Origin of the sequence: Saccharothrix sp. NPDC042600 (assembly GCF_040647305.1) — a bacterium.
Taxonomy (GTDB): domain Bacteria; phylum Actinomycetota; class Actinomycetes; order Mycobacteriales; family Pseudonocardiaceae; genus Actinosynnema; species Actinosynnema mutabilis.
This window is the reverse complement of sequence record NZ_JBEZBW010000019.1, coordinates 31,187-48,824: the sequence shown is the minus strand read 5'-3', so window position 1 is coordinate 48,824 and position 17,638 is coordinate 31,187. Positions and strand designations below refer to the sequence as shown.

The following is a 17,638-nucleotide window of genomic DNA, read 5'->3' as shown; positions in this document are numbered from 1 at the left end:
CAGGCACGGACGGCGCGCACCCGATCACGGTCGGCAGTCATCCGCCTACTTTCGTAGGTGTGCGCAGACGGTTTGGCCGGGTTAACGTTGCGCCGGCCCGGTGAAAACGCCGGTCCGTCGCCACAGGAATGTCACCGCGTCATTCCGGGGTGATTTCCGCGCATTACCAGTGCCAGTTTTGTCGAACCCTGCGATGAAAGCTGACAAAATGAAGATCCGCACTCTCGGCGCCCTCGTGGGCGTCGCGGTCGGGGCTGCCCTGCTGACCCCCACCGCCTCCGCAGCGCCGGACTACGACCCGGCGATGCTCTCCGCCCTGGCCGCCGAACTGGGCACCTCGCCCGCCCAGGCCGCCGACCGGCTCGACCGTGAGAAGGCCCAGGCCGGCACGCTGGCCGACCTGCGCGACCGCGGCGTCTCCGTTGACGGCGCGTACTTCGACCGCTCCGGCCGGCTCGTGGTCAACACCACCGACGCCGCCGCCGTCACCGGGGCGGGCCTGACCGCCCGCACCGGTGTGCGCGGCGAGAAGGCGCTGGACGCCCTCACCGCCCGCGTCGAGCAGGCCATCGGCTCGGACCTCGCCCAGGTGCAGGCCTTCGGGCCGGACCTGGTGGCCGACCGGGTCGTCGTGACCGTCGAGCCGGACGCCACGTCCGCGCTGGTCGCGAAGCTGTCCCGGATCGACGGCGTGGCCGTCGAGCGGGGCGCCGCGCGGCTGGCCCCGCAGGCCGACGTCGTCCCCGGTCGGATCATGGACCTGGTGCCCGGCACGAACTGCTCGCTGGGCTTCAACGGCACCCGCAACGGCCAGAAGGTGCTGCTGACCGCCGGTCACTGCGTCGAGGGCAACCCCGACATCTACGACGCCAACGGCAACCACATCGGCAAGGGCATCGCCACCCGCTTCCCGTCCTACGACATGGGCCTGATGTCGGTGGACGCCGAGGACACCCAGCGCGCCTACGTCGATACCCGCAAGGGCACCACGGTCGCCGTGCGCGGCATGTCCAAGGCCCCGGTGGGCACCTCGCTGTGCAAGGCGGGCAACACCACCGGCTGGACCTGCGGCACGATCTCCGGTTACAACTACACGGTCCGCTACTCGGGTGAGAGCACGTCCACCCGTGGTCTGGCCCGTTCCACGGTGTGCACCGAGGGCGGCGACAGCGGCGGCGCGTACATCGCCGGCAACACCGCCCAGGGCATGACCTCCGGCGGCCCGGCCGACGGCCACGACTGCGGCTGGAACCAGGGTTCCGGCGCGACCGGCTCCTACTCCTACTACCAGCCGGTGGTGGACGCCGCGAACTACTACGGCGTCACCCTGCTGACTTCCTGATCCACGTCGGGGAATGCGGTGGCACGAGGGCGTGCCACCGCATTTCTCATCTCCGCTTCTCGCCCCACGTGCGCAACGCGCGAAGAACCCGCAGACCCACCGACGGAGCCAACGCGCCCAGCCGCGCCATCCCCGCCCGGTGCGCCGGGACCGCCCGCACCAGCCGCCGGCCGTCCAGCATCGCGACCGCCCGGTCGGCGACCTCGTCGGGCGGGAGCAGACCGCCGCCGGAGAACAGGATCGCGGAGTCGGCGTCGTCGCGGACCTGTTCCACCATCGCGGTGTCGGCGGCGTCCGGGCACAGCGTGTGGACGCGGATCGGCACACCCGCCAGGTCCAGGTCGCCCTGGAGGCTGGTGGAGAAGTTCAGCACGGCGGCTTTGGTCGCGGCGTAGAGCGCCAGGCCCGGGACCGGCCCGTAGGCCGACATCGAGGCGATGTTCAGGATGCGCCCGCCACTGGCGCGCATGGCCTCCACGGCCATCCGCGACCCGTTGACCACGCCCAGCAGGTTGACCTCGACGACCCGGCGGACCACGTCGTCGTCCAGCTCCCACACCGGCCCGGTGGCCAGCACACCGGCGTTGTTCACCCAGACCGCGACCCGCCCGAGCCCCGCGGCCACCTCGGCGACGGCCCGGTGCGCGGCGGGCTCCCGCACGTCGGCCACCACACCCCGCGCCCCGAACCGCGACAGGACCTCCTCGACCACCGGATCCACGTCGGTCCCCACGACCACGTACCCGCGCTCGGCCAACCGCCGCGCGATCCCGAGCCCGAACCCGCGCGCCGCTCCGGTCACCACCGCCACATCGCCCATAGCGGAAGATGCAACCACGTCGTGGCGGGCGCGGGCGATCAGGCGAACGTGGCCCGGACGACCGCGCCGACCTCCGGCCCGGCCGACGCCACCAGGTCGCCCGTGGGCGACCACACCGCCGAACGGCCGGCCGCCGAGGTGAAGCCCTCGCCGGTCGAGCCGGCGAAGCTCGCCACCGCCACCCACAGGCCGTGCTCGACGGCGATCGCCCGGGCCCGGTCCCACTGGGCGTCGGCGAGGGTGTCGGGCTTGAGGGTGCCGGCCACGTAGGCGTCCACGCCGGCTGCGGCGGTGTCGGTGGCGTGCTGCCCGGTCATGGTGTCCTTGCACACGGCCAGGCCCAGGCGCCAGCCGTCGACGGTGAGCACGCCCGGGGTGGGGCCGGGGCGGAACCGGTGTGCTTCCTCCTCGCCCAGCCACATCTTGCGGTAGGCGACGGACGCGCCCGTGCCGTCCACCGCCAGCACCGCGATGTGCGGGCCGTCCACCGGCGCGCCGGCCAGGGCGATCGACCCGGTCTGCGCGCAGGCCGTGACCAGCGGTTCCAGGCGCGGGTCGGCGGGGTCGAGGATCGGCACGTCGAGGTGGTAGCCGGTCAGGGACAGCTCGGGGAAGACGACCACCCGGGCGCAGGCCGCGCGGACGACCTCGGCGTGGGCCCGCGCGTTGGCCGCGACGTCGTAGGGGTGGCTCGGCGGCTGGGCCACGGCGATCGCGAGGGGTTGCACGGGTGAGCAGCCTATCCGGCGAACGCGCATGTGGGAGCGCTGCCCGTGGGTACACTGCGCGCTTTGCCCGAGCGGGAGGAGGGGTGGGCGGTGGGCGCACCGGTGAGCATCCGGGACGTGGCGACGCGGGCGCGGGTGTCGGTGGGCACCGTGTCCAACGTGCTCAACCGGCCCGACCTGGTCGCCCCGGCGACCCGGGAACGCGTCCTGGGCGCGATCAACGAACTCGGGTTCGTCCGCAACGACGCCGCCCGCCAGCTGCGCTCGGGCACACCCCGCGCCATCGGCCTGGTGGTCCTGGACGTCGGCAACCCGTTCTTCACCGACGTCGCCCGCGGCGTCGAGGACACCGCCAGCGACGCGGGCCACGCGGTCATCCTGTGCAACAGCGACGACTCGGCCCAGCGCGAGGCCCGGCACGTGGAGCTGCTGGCCGAACAGCGCGTGCACGGCGTGCTGATCACGCCGGTGGACACCGACGCCCCGGTCCGGCGGCTGCGCTCGCGCGGCCTGTCGGTCGTGCTGCTGGACCACCCGACCGACAACCCGGACCTGTGCTCGGTGGCCGTGGACGACCGCGCCGGCGGGCGGCTGGCGCTGACGCACCTGATCACCGAGGGCTACCGGCGGATCGTGATGGTGAACGGGCCGGAGAGCCTGCACCAGGCGCGGGAGCGGTGGGCGGGCGCGGCCGAGGCGGCGCGGGTGGCCGGGCGGGAGCTGGAGGAGGTGCGCGTGCCGGCGCTGAACGTGGCGGCCGGGCAGCGGGTGGCGCGGGCGTTGCTGGAGCGGGACGTGCGCCCGGACGCCGTGTTCTGCGCCAACGACCTGGTGGCGTTGGGGCTGCTGCAGGTGCTGGTGCGCGAGGGGGTGCGGGTGCCGGCCGACATCGCGGTGGTGGGGTACGACGACATCGACTTCGCGGCCGCGGCGGCCGTGCCGTTGACGTCGGTGCGGCAGCCCCGGGAGTTGATCGGGCGGACGGCGGCGTCGTTGGTGATCGAGGAGACCATGGCGCCGGCGGAGCACACGCACCGGCACGTCCAGTTCCGGCCCGAGTTGGTGGTCCGCGAGTCCAGCCGCCGGAGCCGTCCCACCTGAGCTACCAGCCGGCCCGACCACCGGGCCCGACCACCGGGCCCGACCACCGGGCCCCGAGTCGCCCCTTCCCGTTCACCCAAGGTTCACCCCGCGCAACCCCGTTTGAGCGTCAAACGAGTCGAACGGGATGCAAGATCGCGAGCGACTGGGGACGAGGGGGTAGGCCGTGAAGCGCCGGTTGTCCATCGGCTTGGCCGTGGTGCTGTTGCTCGCCGTGGTGGCGGTGGTGGTCTGGGGGCGGGAAGACGAACCGGACAGCCTGACCACCGTTCGCGGTGTCATCGGCTCCGAGAAGCAGGCGTTCTTCACCGACCCCCGCGTCGTCGAGGCCTTCGCCAAGCACAAGCTCAAGGTCGAGGTGGACACGGCCGGCTCGCGGCAGATCGCCACCACCGTGGACCTCGGCAAGTACGAGTTCGCGTTCCCCTCCTCGGCCCCGGCCGCGCAGAAGATCCAGCGCGACCGCAAGGTCACCTCGGTCCACACGCCGTTCCACTCGCCGATGGCCGTCGCCACGTTCGAGCCCATCGTCACCCTGCTCGAAGTCAACGGCGCGGTCCGCAAGGGCGCGGGCGGCTACCGGGTGCTCGACGTCGCCAACTACCTCGAACTGGCCGACAAGCGGTGGGACCAACTGCCCGGCAACACCGCCTACCCGGCCCGCAAGAACGTCCTGATCACCACCACCGACCCGCGCGAGTCCAACTCCGCCGCCATGTACCTGTCCATCGTCTCCTTCGTGGCCAACGGCAACGCCGTGGTCAGCAACGCCGAGCAGGAGGCGAAGGTCCTGCCGCGCATCGCGAAGCTGTTCCTGGACCAGGGCTACACGCAGAACAGCACCGAAGGGCCGTTCGAGGACTACCTGTCCGCCGGCATGGGCAAGACCCCGATGGCGCTGGTCTACGAGTCGCAGTACGTGGACCGCCTGATCCGCGCCGACGGCTCGATCCGCCCGGACATGCGCATGCTCTACACGGCCCCGACCGTCTACTCCAAGCACACCCTGGTCCCGCTGTCGGCCACCGGCGACCGCGTCGGCCACCTCCTGGCCACCGACCCCGACCTGGGCCGCCTCGCCGCCACCTTCGGCTTCCGCACCACCAACCCCGGCCTGTTCGCCGAGGTCGCCGGGGACAAGGCGCCGGCGGACCTGGTGGACGCCGTCGAGCCGCCGTCGTTCGAGACCCTCGAACGGCTGCTCGACGAGGTCGGGAAGCGGTACTGACATGGACGACCCCACCCCCGCCGGACTGGTCACGCTCAGCCCGCGGACCCGCGACGAGATCGCCCGCAAGGCCGAGGAGTTCGCCCGGAGGCTGGAAGGACTCGACGTCCGCTCGCCGGAGTTCACCGACCGGGTGGAGGAGCTGCTGGCCATCGGCGAGTCCGACATGCGCACCGCCGCCGCCGTCGCCCGCGCCATGCTCGACCGCGCCGTCACCGACCAGGCCACGCCGCGCGACCCGGTCACCACGACCCTGGCCGGCCTGCGCCGGACGGTCGGCGAGCTGGACCCGTCGAGGCTGCCGCTCACCGGCCGCAAGCTGCTCGGCGTGTTCCCCGCCGCCGGGGCCGCGAAGAAGGCCCTGGACCGCTACCGCGCCGCCCGCGAACCCGTCCAGGCGCTGGTCCTGGACCTGCGGCAACGCCAGGACGCGCTGCGCCGCGACAACGCCGCCCTCAAGGGCGAGCGGGAACGGCTCTGGCAGGCGATGGGCCGGCTGTCCGAGGCCGCCGCGTTCGCCGAGGCCGTGGACGCCGCCGTGGAGCGCCAAGCCGAGGTGTTCGACCTGACCGACCCGCGGCGCGCCCGGACCCTGCGCGCCGACGCCCTGCACCCGATCCGGCAGCGCCACCAGGACCTGCTCACCCAGCTCGCGGTCAGCGCCCAGGGCTACCTCGCGCTGGACCTGGTGCGCCGCAACAACGACGAGCTGGTCCGGGGCGTCGAACGCGCCGTCTCCACCACGTTGAGCGCCCTCCAGGTGGCGCTGCTGGTCGCGTCCGCGCTGGCCAACCAGCGGGACGTGCTGGACGAGGTCACCGCGTTGCGCGCCACCACCGACGGCCTGATCCGCGCCAACACCGAGCTGATCGGCTTGCAGGGCGCGGAGATCCAGCGCGCGTCGAGCGACCCGGCGGTGGCCGCCGAGACGATCCGGGCGTCGTTCGACCGGATCTACGCGGCGCTGGACGCGGTCGACGGCCACCGCGCGGAGGCCGTGCGGACGATGGCCGCGACCGTGGAGTCGCTGTCGGGGGAGATCCGCCGCGCCGAGGAGCACCTGCGGCGCTCGCACGAGGGGGACCGATGAGGAAGGCACTGGCGTTCCTGCTGGTGGCGGCGCTGGCGACGGCGTGCACCGACGACCCGGCCGACCCCGGGCAGCCGGTCGGCCCGGCCGAACCGGGCACGCTGCGCGTCCTGGCCGGCAGCGAACTGGCCGACATGCAGCCCGTGCTGGAGGAGGCGGCCAAGGCCACCGGGGTCAGCGTGAAGTTCAGCTTCACCGGCACCCTGGAGGGCGCGGAGTCGCTGGCCTCCGGCGCGGCCGACGGCGCCTACGACGCGGTCTGGTTCTCCTCCAACCGCTACCCGGCGGCGATCCCCGAGGCCGCCCGGCGCCTGGGCGACCAGGTCAAGATCATGAGTTCGCCGGTGGTGCTGGGCCTGTCCGAGTCGGCGGCGCGGCGGCTGGGGTTCGCCGACCGGCCGGTCGGGTGGGCCGAGGTCGCCGAGAAGGCCGGGCGGAAGGCGTTCAGCTACGGCATGACCGACCCGTCCGCGTCCAACTCCGGCTTCTCCGCGCTGGTCGCCGTGGCCTCCGCGCTGGCCGGCGCGGGCAACGCCGTGGACGCGAACCAGGTCGCCGCCGTCACGCCGAAGCTCACCGAGTTCTTCAGCGCGCAGGCCCTGTCCTCGGGGTCGTCGGGCTGGCTGTCGGAGGCCTACCGCAAGCGCGCCCAGGACCCGGCCGGCCGGATCGACGGGCTGATCAACTACGAGTCCGTGCTGCTGTCGATGAACGCCGCCGGCGGCCTGCCCGAACCGCTGACGATCATCCACCCCAGCGACGGCGTGGTCACCGCCGACTACCCGCTGACCCTGCTCACCGGCGCGAACGACGACGCCCGCGGCGCGCACCAGCGGCTGACCGACCACCTGCGCACCCCCGAAGCGCAGCGCCGGATCGCCGAGACCACCCACCGCCGCCCGGTCGTCCCCGGCGTCGAACTCGGCGCGCGGTTCACCGCGAAAGACCTGCTGGAACTGCCGTTCCCGGCGACCCGGGACGCCGTGGACGCGCTCCTCTCGGCCTACTTCAACGAGATCCGCCGCCCGTCGCGCACGTTGTACGTGGTGGACACGTCCGGTTCGATGGCGGGGGAGCGCATCGAGGCGCTGCGCACGGCCCTGGTCGGCCTGACCGGCGCGGACGACACGCTCACCGGACGGTTCCGGGGTTTCCGCAACCGCGAGGAGGTGACGATCATGCCGTTCGACACCACACCGCACCAGCCGCGCACGTTCGTCGTCCCCGAGCAGGACCCGCAGGCGGTGCTGGCCGAGGTCAAGGCGTTCGCCGAGGGCCTGGACGCCAACGGCGGCACCGCGATCTACGACAGCCTCGACCGCGCCTACGACGTGCTGGAACCGGTGCTGGCCAAGGACCCCGACCGGTTCCACTCGATCGTGCTGATGACCGACGGGGAGAACGCCAACGGCCGCGACTTCGGCCGGTTCCAGGCGGAGTTCCCCGGCGTCCCCGCGCCGGTCCGGCGGGTGCCGGTGTTCACCGTCCTGTTCGGCGAGGGCAGCAGCGACGAGCTGTCCCGGGTGGCGGAGCTGACCGGCGGCAAGGTCTTCGACGCCCGCACCACCCGGCTGCCGGACGTCTTCAAGGAAATCCGCGGCTACCAGTGATGCGGTACCTGGGCTCGACCAAGAACCTCGTCGGCTGCGTCGGCGGCCTGGGCGGCGTCGTCCTGCACGCGACCGGCGTGGTCGGCTCGTGGTGGCCGGCCGTCGTCGCGGGCCTGTACGCGGCGGGCGCGCTGCTCGCCCCGCCGGAGAAGGTCCGGCTGGTCCCCCGGGACGCCGCCACCGAGGCCGGCGAACTGCGCACCGGCCTGGCCGGCCTGGTCCGCGACGTGACCGCGCGCTCCTCCCGCATGCCCGACGCCACGGTGGACACGCTGCGCCGGATCTGCGAGGTCCTGGACGACATGCTGGCCAGGCCCGCCCGCCTGACCGACCCGGACCTGCGCCACGACCTGGTCCGCCTGGCCCGCACCGACCTGCCGCTGTCGGTGGAGACCTACCTCAACCTGCCCTGGTGGCTGTCGGCGCAGCGCGGAGCGGGGGAGGAGCTCCTCGCCCAGCTCGACCTGCTGGAGGGCCAGGCGAAGCGGCTCGCCGAACGCTTCTACGCCACCGACGTGCACCGCCAGACCGACCACGGGCGTTACCTGCGCGACCACTAGGAGAGGCATGGACAGGACGTTGGCGGCCGGGTTGGCCCTGATCACGCTGGCCGCGCTCGCGGTGCCGGGCGCGGCGGCGCCGGCCGGGGGCGGTTTCGGCCGGGCGGAGCTGACCGGGTTCGCGGTGCTGCCCGCGCGGACGTTCGTGCCCGGCAGCGAGCCGTCCGGTTCGGCGCTGTCCCCGGTCAACGGGGTGGCCACGCCGTTCGCCGACCAGCCGGTGCAGGGCTTCAGCTCGGTGCTGCGCAACCCCGACGGCACCTTCGACGCTTTGTCCGACAACGGGTACGGCAGCAAGGCCAACAGCGCCGACTTCCTGCTGCGGATCCACCGCATCGCCCCCGACCCCGCTTCCGGCCGCGTGGACGTCGTCGGCGGCGTCACCCTGACCGACCCGGACGGGCACGTCCCGTTCCCGCTGACCCGCCCGGACCGGGTGCTGACCGGCGCGGACCTCGACGTCGAGTCCATGCTGCGGCTGCCCGACGGCTCCTACTGGATGGGCGACGAGTTCGGCCCGTACCTGCTGCACTTCGACCGCGCCGGCCGCCTGCTCGCGCCGCCGGTGCCCACGCCCGGCGTGTTCGCCCCGGAGAACCCCGCCGGCCCGGCGAACCTGGGCGGCAGCAAGGGGTTCGAGGGGATCGCGCTGTCCCCGGACGGCAGGACGGCCAACGCCCTGCTGGAGGGCACGGTCGCCGGTGACGAGCCGGGCACCCTGCGGCTCTACGAGTTCGACCTCGCCGGCAGCCGCTTCACCGGCACCCGGTGGACCTACGCGCTGGACTCCACCGCGCACGCCATCGGCGAGGCCATCGCGGTCGACCGCAACCGGCTCCTGGTCATCGAACGCGACAGCGCCCAGGGCGCGGACGCGCGGGTGAAGAAGGTCTACCTGGCCGACAAGCGCGACCGCGACCGGGACGGCAGGCTGGACAAGACCCTGGTGGCCGACCTGCTCGACCTGGCCAACCCGCGCGGCCTGGGCGGGTTCGGCGACCCGTTCCGGTTCCCGTTCCCGACCATCGAGAGCGCGCTGATCCTGGACGACCGCACCCTGGTGGTGGTGAACGACAACAACTTCCCGTTCTCCTCGGGCCGCACCCCCGGCCGGCCCGACGACAACGAGGTCATCACCGTCGAGCTGACCGACCGCCTGCACGCCGACCCGCGCGTCCTGCGGCGCTGAAATGGTCATGTCGCGTTTCGGCCAGACAACGTCCGGAGGCGCGGCGATGCTGGTCCCCGCACAACGATCAAGGGGGAGTCAGCGAGATGTCTCAGCAGGACAGGGCCAAGCTCTTCCGCGACCTGCACACCGGCCCGGCGCTGGTGCTGCCCAACGCGTGGGACGCCGCGTCCGCCCGGCTGGTGGAGCACGCGGGCGCGGCGGCGGTCGCCACCACCAGCGCGGGCGTGTCGTGGAGCCTGGGCGCGGCCGACGGGGGACACCTGGACCGGGCGGCGGCGGTCGAGGCGGTGGCCCGGGTGGTGCGGGCGGTGTCGGTGCCGGTGACCGCGGACGTCGAGGACGGGTACGGCGACCTGGCGGGCACGGTCCGCGCGGTGCTGGCGGCGGGCGTGGTGGGCGTCAACGTCGAGGACAGCGCCGGCGGGCGGCTGGTGGACGTCGCCGAGCACGCCGCCCGGCTGCGGGAGGTGCGCGAGGTGGCCGCCGACGCGGGCGTGGACCTGTTCGTCAACGCCCGCATCGACGTCTACTTCTTCGGCGACCGCACGGTGGAGACCGTCCTGCGCCGCGCGGAGGCGTTCCTGGCCGCCGGCGCGGACGGCGTGTTCGTGCCCGGCGTCGCCGACCCAGACACCATCGCGGCCCTGGCCCGCGAGATCGACGCGCCGCTCAACGTCATGGCCGGGCCGGGTTCGCCGTCGGTCGCCGAACTGGCCGCGCTGGGCGTGGCGCGGGTGAGCGTGGGCCAGGGCATCGCGGAGGCCGCGTACGGGGTGGCCCTGGACTCCGCGCGGCGGCTGCTGGCCGACGAGGCGTACCCGGCGGGCGCGGTGGACTACGGCCTGATGAACGGCCTGCTCACCGGTCGAGCAGTGTGACGAACGCACCCAGGTCGTAGCGCCGCTCGCCGAGGGTCACGACCCCGGTCGCGACATCCAGCACGACCGGCCGCTCGGCACCGTCCACTCCGACCACGAGCCCACCGTCCACAGCGGACGTCTCGTTCGGTCGGAAGACCGTCAGGAACGTCCCGTCGGCCAGGAACCCGGCCCGCAACCACGACTCGCCCGCCAGGTGCTCGCGCCACCGGGCGGGCAGGTCGGGGCCGTCCACCCCGGCCCGGAACTCGGCGTCGCGGACGATCGGTCCGACGATGTGGGCGTTGAACTCGTCCAGGTCCTCGGCGGGCACCCAGTGCTCCAGCACGTCCCGACCGCCCGCCTGCTGGACGGGGTAGCGGGCGAGGAACGCGGCGTCCACGGCGAACCGGGTCACGTACCCGACCCCTTCGGCGGGCACGTTCCACTCGCGCGCGATCTTCACGGCGTACCAGCGGTTGGCCACCGGGTAGAAGATCGGCTGGTCGGGCAGGCGCGGCGGCCAGGCGCGCCACCCGGAGGCGGCCACCAGGTCCAGCTCGGCCTGCCCGGTCGGCCGCCACAGGGTCACGGTGTCGGTCACGCGCGGCAGCGTAGGTCACCGCGATCAGGTGGCGGGAGCGGATTCCTCGGGGGCCACCACCGTGGTCGCCGGCCGCCGGAACTTCCCGCGCCGCCGCACCGGTTCGAGGGCTTCCGGGCCGCCGGTCGGCAGCCGGTACGGTTCGGCGGCGTCGAGGTCCACCTGGTAGCCCAGGTCGATCAGCGAGGCGGCGGTCAGGCGGCTGATCGGGTTGCCGACGCCGCCGATCGCGCTGGACATCAGCTCGTTGCGGAACACCGACTCGCGCCAGTGGCTGTCCCGGCTGCCGTCGCCGCCCTCGTTCTCCACGGGCACCGTCTCGAACCCGCCGTCCCCTTGCAGCGCCTCGTACTCGACCATCGCCACGCGCCCGGTGTAGCGGGGGTCCGGCGAGCCGGGGTCGGCCACGAGCCCTTCCCAGAGCGTGCCGATGCCCAGCACGTGCCCCATCTCGTGGGTGATGACGTCCACCAGCGTGCCCTCGCCCTCCATCTGCGCGAGGTCGGCGGAGTCGAACCGCATCACCCCGCGACACGGCGGCCCGCCGACCCGGACGTGCGTCGGCCCGGCCTCGCCGAGCACGTTCCCGACCCCGTCGATCGCGGTCCCCTCGGCCAGGATCAGCACGTCGTCGATCCGCTCGCCGTCGAGCGTGACGTCCGGGAGGTCCCCGACGATGATGCGCGCCCACCGGTCGGCGGCCTGCTTGAACGCCGCCTTCTGCGTCTCGCTCAGGCCGCCGACGAACCTCACCGTGATGGTGAACGGCGAGGTCGTCTCGGCCACCTCCAGCGCACGTCCGGCGTCGGCACGCGCTTCGTAGACTTCGTACTCGGCCATGATCCGTCCCCAATCGGCCGCGGGTCGTGTGCCTGTTCTGTCGTCCGCGACCGCAAGGCGTAACGGCAGTTCACCCGTTCGGGCGAACATCGTTCTTTGGGGACAACCGGAGTGGAGATCAACGAGGTCAGCGGTGACGTGCACGGTCCAGCGCTCCAGATCCACACGCTGCACGGTGACGTGCACCTGGCCGGCCCGGGAGGTCCGGCCGCCCCGGCGCGGCCGGCGGGTCGGGCGATCAGCGGTCTGCGCCTGCGCCTGATCGGCCTGCGCACCGCCCCGCACGACGCCGTGGTCGGCGATCGCGGAGCGCTGCCCGCGTACGTCGAGCGCCCGTTCACACAGGTCCTCCACGCGGCGGTCGCCCGGGTGCGGCGCGGCGAGTCGGCTCTGGTGGTGCTGGTCAGCGACTCGTCGTCGGGCAAGACCCGAGCCGCCTACGAATCCCTGCTGCACCGACCGGAAGGCGCGGAGGCGAACCTGGTGGAGGCGGGTTGGCGGATGTGGCCGGCGTTGCACTACGCCGATCCGGCGACCATGGTCGCGGAGGTGCCGAGCATCGCTCCGCGCACGGTCGTGTGGCTCGACGAGGCTCAGCGGTACCTGCTCGACCCGCCTCCCGAGGTGCGTGACCGGCTCTGCGCGGGCCTGCACGCGCTGCTCGCGGACCCGGACCGCGGTCCCGTGCTGGTCCTGGCGACCCTGTGGCAGGAGTACTGGGAGACCCTGACCCGACGACCGGTACGCGGTGAACGGGACGGGCACGCGGCGGCCCGAGCGCTCCTGCTGGACGGGGAGGTCGTGCGCGTCCCCTCGACGTTCACCGAACTCGACCGCCGGGCCGCGGAAGCAACAGGTGACCCGGAGCTGCTCGAAGCCGTCAGGCGCACCGAGGACGGTGCGATCACCCAGTACCTGGCCGCCGTGCCGGACCTCCTCCGCCGTGTGGACACCGCGGGCGCCGGGCAGCTCGCGGTGGTGCACGCCGCGATGGACGCCCGTCGCCTCGGGCACGGCGAGTGGATGCCGGCCGCGTTCCTGCACGACGCGGCTTTCTCCTACCTGAGCGAGCGTGAACGCCGGGCCTTGCGCGCGGACCGGGGCTGGTTCACCGCCGCCCTCTCCGAACTGGCACGACTCGGCGACGGCCACTCGTTCGTGCTGGAACGCCACCCCGACGACGACCACGTGGGCCCGGTCGCCGCGCGGTACCGACTGGAGGACTACCACGACCAAGTGGGCCGCCGCACGCGTGGCGCCATCTGCCCGCGGCAGGTCTTCTGGGACGCGTTGCTCGAACACGCGTCCTCGCCCGCGGAGTTGTCGGCGCTCGCGGAAAGCGCCAAATTGCGCCAACGGCTGCACCTCGCCCACCAACTGCTGACCAAGGCGTCCGCGTCGGGCCACTCGCAGGCCTTCTCGGAACTGTCGTGGCTGCACCACCTGATCGGCAGCCAGGCCGAGGCGGAGCGCTACGCGCACGCGGCCGTCGACCACCCGGGCGCGTTGTGCGAGCTGGTGTCAGCGGACGTCTCGCGCGATCCCGAGCGAACCGAACGCCTCTACCGGGCATCCGCTGCCGCTGGTGAGACCGAGTCGCTCCAGCTGCTCGGGTGGGAGTACGAGCAGCAAGGACGATGGGCAGAAGCCGAAGAGGCCTACACCGCCGCCCTCGAAGCCGGCTGGGGCGACGCTGCGGCGTCACTCGGCATGCTCCGCGAGTCGATGGGCGACTCCGCGGCTGCCGAACGGCTCTATCACGTCGGCGTTGCGCGGGGGTCTGCCGACGCCGCCGACGAACTGTCGAGGATGCGGTTGGACACGGGCGATTGGCTGGGTGCCGAGCATTACGCGCTTGTCGCTGTCCGTCTTGAGCCGTACCACAACGAACGGTATTTGGAGCTCCTGGTCGAGCGCCGGTGTCGCGGCGGCGAGCTCGGCGACGCCGAACGCCTTGCCCGTGCCGCCGTGGAGGTCAGCGGGGTGGAAGGGCTCGTCGTGCTCGCCCGCTTGCGGGAGAAGGCGGGCGAGGGAAGTGCGGCCGAGAGCATCGCGCAGGACGCGCTCCAGGCGGGCAGTCCGCAGGGCTACCGCGAGTTGATCCGGTTGCGAGCGCCGGGGGACGTGGACACCGCCGAGCGTTTGGCGCTCACGGCGGCATCCGCGGGGCATGCGGCCGGGTTCGAGGAGCTCGCACGGGCACGTGCTTCGGTCGGTGACGCCGCCGGAGCCGAGCGGTTCGCGCGGGCAGCGGCCGATGCGGGTGGCTGGAGGTCGTTGCGCGACCTGGCTGTCGAGCGGTCCGAGGACGATCCGGGATGGCTCGACATCGTCCGGTACGGGTTGACCGCCGACGGGGACACGGCAAAGGCCTGGTGGGACAGCGACGATCCGGCCACCACGCCGCCGTTCGCGCGGGTTCACCTCTCCGGACCGCGCAGGTAGGTCAGCACGGCGAGGACGCGGCGGTTGGTGTCGTCGTCCGGGGGGAGGTCGAGTTTGGCCAGGATGTTGCCCACGTGTTTGCCCACGGCCGCCTCGCTGACGACCAGGCGGCGGGCGATGGCGGTGTTCGACAGGCCTTCCGCGAGCAGGGACAGGACTTCGCGTTCGCGGGGCGAAAGGCGGTCCAGCGGGTCCCGGCGGCGGGACAGGAGTTGGCGCACGACCTCCGGGTCGACGGCCGTGCCGCCGGAGGCCACGCGGTGCAGGGTGGCCGCGAAGTCCTCCACGTCGACGACCCGGTCCTTGAGCAGGTAACCGACGCCGCCGCCCGCGTCGAGCAGGTCGGCGGCCAGGCCGCGGTCCACGTACTGGCTCAGCGCCACCACCGGCAGGCCGGGGTGGTCGCGGCGCAGCGCCACGGCCGCGCGCAGGCCCTCGTCGCTGAACCCCGGCGGCATCCGCACGTCGGTCAGCACCAGGTCCGGGCGGTGCCGGGCGACGGCCGCGAGCAGGGCGTCGGCGTCCCCGACGGCGGCGACCACGTCCAGGCCGAACCGCGCCAGCAGGCCCGCCAACCCCTCGCGCAGCAGCACGCCGTCCTCGGCCAGGACTACGCGGACCACGGCAGCTCCACCCGCACCACCGTCGGCCCGCCGGCCGGGCTGGACAACGCCATCCGCCCGTCGAGCACCGCGACCCGGTCGGCCAGGCCGGTCAGCCCGGTCCCGCCCGCCGGGTCGGCCCCGCCGCGCCCGTCGTCGCGCACCTCCACCACCAGCACCCGGTCCGCGGTCGAGGCGGTGACCGACGCCGTTGACGCGCCGCTGTGCCGGGCCACGTTGGTCAACGCCTCGGCCACCACGAAGTACGCGGTGGACTCGACGTGCGGCGGCAGCCGGGGCAGGTCCGCGCGGACGTCCACCGGCACCGGCCCCCGGCCGGCCAGGTCCTCCAGCGCCGCCGCCAACCCCCGGTCGGCCAGCACCTTCGGGTGGATGCCGCGCACGAGTTCCCTCAGCTCGGCCATCAACTGCTTCGCCTCCTCGTGCGCCCGTGTGACGTGCTCGTGCGCGGGGGAGTCGGCGGGCACGTCCAGCCGCGCCAGGCCCAGCCGCAGCGTCAGCCCGACCAGCTTCTCCTGCGCCCCGTCGTGCAGGTCGCGCTCGATGCGCCGCCGCTCGGCGTCGAACCCGTCCACCAGCCGCGCCCGCGACCGCGCCACCTCCACCAGCCGCTCGTCGTCGTGCAGCAACGCCCGCGCCACGGCGGCGTGCGCGGCGGCGACCAGCGACCACACGTACGGCACCACCGGCAGCACCGCCAACCCGATCGCCGCGTACCCGAACGACTCGGCGACCGAGTCCGTCACCACGAACCCCAGCGCCACCGGACCGTCCTCGCCCGCCACCAGCAGCGGCCCGGCGAGCAGCGCGAACGGTGAAGCCGCGACCAGGAACGCCGGCACGTACACCAGCGGCCCCAACGTCAGCAGCAGCACGGCGTAGGCGACCTCCCGCCACGTCGCCGCGTCCCGGTACCCGGTTGGCGGGTGGTGCGGCACGGCCCTCGGGTCGAGCAGTCGCAACCGCCGCCGCTCCAGCCGCGCGAGCGGGCGCGCCACCCACGGCAGCCCCGCGCCCAGCACCGCCAACCCCACCACCGCGAACGCCACCCGCGCACCGACCGACCGCGTCGGCGACAACGCCAGGAACCCCGGCATGCTCAACAGCCCGACCGGCACCGCGACGACAGCGGCCACGACCGTCGTGCCCGCCACGAACACCAACGCCCGCCACGGCCACCGGCTGAGCAGGAAGTCCCGCCGCCGCAACGCTTTCCAGAAGATCACCAGGGGGACGCTAGTCCAGGCGCGGCGCGCTGTCGGTGGGTTCGCGCGTAGTCCCGGGGTAGGCCTGGCCATACCCCCGGGACGCCGTCCAGTGGTAGTGATCGACCGGCCGGTGCCGGGGTTGGCTGACCCGCATGACGATCACCGCGACCCGGACCCGAGGCGTCCGGGTGTTCCTCCTGCTGACCTTCGCCTTCTCCTGGGCGGGCATGATCGGCGCGGCCCTGCTCGGGTACTCGCTGGTCAGCCCGTGGGTGCAGCTGCCGTTCGCGTTCACGCCGGCGATCGCGGCGCTGGTGGTGCGGCTGCGCGGGGAGGGGTTCGCCGACGCCGGTCTGGCGTTGCGGTTGCGGCGGGCGTGGCGGCACTACCTGCTCGCCTGGCTGGCGCCGTTCGCGATGGTCGCGGTGGCGGCGGGGGTCGCCGTGGCGTTCGGGCTGGACCTCGCCCCGCCGGACTGGTCGTTGGTCGTGGTGCTGCTGGTCGCGGTGCCGCTGTTGACGCCGGTGTACTGGGGCGAGGAGTTCGGCTGGACCAGCTACCTGCGGCTGCGGCTGTTCCCGGGCCGGCCGACGGCGGCGACGCTCGCCACCGGGCTCATCTGGGCGGTGTGGCACTACCCGTTGGCGTTCACCGACTACATCCGGTTCGACAACGTCCTCATCGGACTGTCGGTGTGGACGGTGTCGTTCCTGTGCCAGGAGGTGGTGCTGAGCTGGTTGCGCCTGGCCAGCGGCACGGTGTGGACGGCGAGCCTGGCGCACGCGGGCAACAACATGGTGTTGTCGCTGCTGGTCGGGGCGCTGCTGCCGGGGGTGGAGGCGACCGTGGTGACGGTGGTGTTGAGCGTGCCGGTCGCGGTGGTGGCGGTGTGGCTGCTGGTCACCGGTCGGACGGGTGAGCGGTGACCAGGAGGAGCGCGTCGAGCAGGCGGTGCCAGTCGCGTTCGGCGGGTTCGCGGCCGGTCAGGCGGCCCAGGCGGGCGAGGACGTCGAGCAGGGCGGCGGCGAGTTCGTCCTCGGGCGTGCCGGTGTGGTGGGCGAGCGCCGCGACGTCCTGCCGGAACCGCGTGCCGCGGCCCAGCCGGACCAGGCTCGCGGGCAGGTCGGGTGGGGCGGGGGAGGGGCCGAGGTCCACGTTGAGCGTCGTGCCGAGGGCTTCGGCGAGCCGTCGCAACGCGTCCACGGTCGGGTTGCCCCGGTCGTTCTCCAGGTTCGCCACGTACGGGACGGACAACCCGGCGTCCGCCGCCACCGCCGCGACCGTGCGCCCACTGGCCGCGCGCAACGCCCGCAACCGTGCCCCGAGACCCATCGCCACCTCATCTTGACAGAACACTTAGCCCGCTGGCTATCTTGTGAGAATAGCGCAG

Annotated in this window: 17 protein-coding genes; 10 read left to right on the top strand and 7 right to left on the bottom strand. The window is 73.4% G+C overall.

Features of this window, described 5'->3' with window-relative positions; all coding sequences use genetic code 11:
* Positions 1-208 precede the first annotated feature (208 nt).
* Positions 209-1,342 carry a trypsin-like serine protease gene (locus AB0A74_RS15355; protein WP_358249754.1) on the top strand — a complete coding sequence of 378 codons (1,134 nt, stop codon included), beginning with the start codon at positions 209-211 and terminating at the stop codon, positions 1,340-1,342.
* Between the two features lie 46 nt (positions 1,343-1,388).
* Here the strand turns inward: AB0A74_RS15355 and AB0A74_RS15350 are convergent, their stop codons facing one another.
* The gene (locus AB0A74_RS15350; protein ID WP_358249752.1) at positions 1,389-2,162 is read right to left on the bottom strand and encodes an SDR family oxidoreductase; all 774 of its coding nucleotides are present in this window, start codon (positions 2,160-2,162) and stop codon (positions 1,389-1,391) included.
* A 38-nt stretch (positions 2,163-2,200) separates the two neighbouring features.
* Positions 2,201-2,890: a carbon-nitrogen hydrolase family protein gene (locus AB0A74_RS15345; RefSeq protein WP_358249750.1), complete on the bottom strand. Its 690-nt coding sequence runs from the start codon at positions 2,888-2,890 to the stop codon at positions 2,201-2,203.
* Positions 2,891-2,980: 90 nt separating this feature from the next.
* Here AB0A74_RS15345 and AB0A74_RS15340 point away from each other — a divergent pair, with 90 nt between their 5' ends.
* The 7 genes from AB0A74_RS15340 to AB0A74_RS15310 all read left to right on the top strand — a co-directional run bounded on the left by AB0A74_RS15340 (position 2,981) and on the right by AB0A74_RS15310 (position 10,549).
* Positions 2,981-3,991: a substrate-binding domain-containing protein gene (locus AB0A74_RS15340; protein WP_358249839.1), complete on the top strand. Its 1,011-nt coding sequence runs from the start codon at positions 2,981-2,983 to the stop codon at positions 3,989-3,991.
* Positions 3,992-4,157: 166 nt separating this feature from the next.
* Positions 4,158-5,219, top strand: coding sequence for a hypothetical protein (locus AB0A74_RS15335; protein ID WP_358249748.1), 1,062 nt, complete (start codon positions 4,158-4,160; stop codon positions 5,217-5,219).
* 1 nt (position 5,220) lies between these two features.
* The gene (locus tag AB0A74_RS15330) at positions 5,221-6,309 is read left to right on the top strand and encodes a toxic anion resistance protein (RefSeq protein ID WP_358249747.1); all 1,089 of its coding nucleotides are present in this window, start codon (positions 5,221-5,223) and stop codon (positions 6,307-6,309) included.
* Positions 6,306-7,919 (top strand): extracellular solute-binding protein, encoded by a 1,614-nt coding sequence (locus AB0A74_RS15325; protein WP_358249745.1) that lies wholly within the window; start codon positions 6,306-6,308, stop codon positions 7,917-7,919. Before AB0A74_RS15330 ends, AB0A74_RS15325 begins: the two co-directional genes overlap by 4 nt.
* Entirely contained in the window at positions 7,916-8,479 is a 564-nt protein-coding gene (locus AB0A74_RS15320; protein WP_358249743.1) for a hypothetical protein, read from the top strand. Before AB0A74_RS15325 ends, AB0A74_RS15320 begins: the two co-directional genes overlap by 4 nt.
* A 7-nt stretch (positions 8,480-8,486) precedes the next feature.
* The gene (locus AB0A74_RS15315; protein ID WP_358249741.1) at positions 8,487-9,668 is read left to right on the top strand and encodes an esterase-like activity of phytase family protein; all 1,182 of its coding nucleotides are present in this window, start codon (positions 8,487-8,489) and stop codon (positions 9,666-9,668) included.
* A gap of 86 nt (positions 9,669-9,754) precedes the next feature.
* Entirely contained in the window at positions 9,755-10,549 is a 795-nt protein-coding gene (locus AB0A74_RS15310) for an isocitrate lyase/phosphoenolpyruvate mutase family protein (protein ID WP_358249739.1), read from the top strand.
* Here the strand turns inward: AB0A74_RS15310 and AB0A74_RS15305 are convergent.
* Both AB0A74_RS15305 and AB0A74_RS15300 read right to left on the bottom strand, forming a co-directional pair.
* Positions 10,530-11,132 carry a hypothetical protein gene (locus AB0A74_RS15305; protein ID WP_358249737.1) on the bottom strand — a complete coding sequence of 201 codons (603 nt, stop codon included), beginning with the start codon at positions 11,130-11,132 and terminating at the stop codon, positions 10,530-10,532. The two genes, AB0A74_RS15310 and AB0A74_RS15305, sit on opposite strands and share 20 nt — an antisense overlap.
* Before the next feature lie 24 nt (positions 11,133-11,156).
* Complete coding sequence (locus AB0A74_RS15300; protein ID WP_358249735.1) at positions 11,157-11,972, bottom strand: leishmanolysin-related zinc metalloendopeptidase; 816 nt, start codon at positions 11,970-11,972, stop codon at positions 11,157-11,159.
* A gap of 96 nt (positions 11,973-12,068) precedes the next feature.
* On the opposite strand from AB0A74_RS15300, the gene AB0A74_RS15295 reads away from it, so the two are divergent.
* Positions 12,069-14,417 (top strand): hypothetical protein, encoded by a 2,349-nt coding sequence (locus AB0A74_RS15295; protein ID WP_358249733.1) that lies wholly within the window; start codon positions 12,069-12,071, stop codon positions 14,415-14,417.
* On the opposite strand, the gene AB0A74_RS15290 is transcribed toward AB0A74_RS15295, so the two are convergent.
* Both AB0A74_RS15290 and AB0A74_RS15285 read right to left on the bottom strand, forming a co-directional pair.
* The gene (locus AB0A74_RS15290) at positions 14,393-15,040 is read right to left on the bottom strand and encodes a response regulator transcription factor (RefSeq protein WP_358249731.1); all 648 of its coding nucleotides are present in this window, start codon (positions 15,038-15,040) and stop codon (positions 14,393-14,395) included. The genes AB0A74_RS15295 and AB0A74_RS15290 overlap by 25 nt on opposite strands.
* Complete coding sequence (locus tag AB0A74_RS15285; RefSeq protein WP_358249730.1) at positions 15,028-16,266, bottom strand: sensor domain-containing protein; 1,239 nt, start codon at positions 16,264-16,266, stop codon at positions 15,028-15,030. Before AB0A74_RS15285 ends, AB0A74_RS15290 begins: the two co-directional genes overlap by 13 nt.
* Before the next feature lie 134 nt (positions 16,267-16,400).
* Here AB0A74_RS15285 and AB0A74_RS15280 point away from each other — a divergent pair, with 134 nt between their 5' ends.
* Positions 16,401-17,174 (top strand): CPBP family intramembrane glutamic endopeptidase, encoded by a 774-nt coding sequence (locus AB0A74_RS15280; protein WP_358249728.1) that lies wholly within the window; start codon positions 16,401-16,403, stop codon positions 17,172-17,174.
* Here the strand turns inward: AB0A74_RS15280 and AB0A74_RS15275 are convergent.
* On the bottom strand, positions 17,149-17,580 hold the full coding sequence (locus AB0A74_RS15275) for a helix-turn-helix transcriptional regulator (protein ID WP_358249727.1): 432 nt from the start codon (positions 17,578-17,580) through the stop codon (positions 17,149-17,151). The genes AB0A74_RS15280 and AB0A74_RS15275 overlap by 26 nt on opposite strands.
* Between the last annotated feature and the right edge of the window lie 58 nt (positions 17,581-17,638).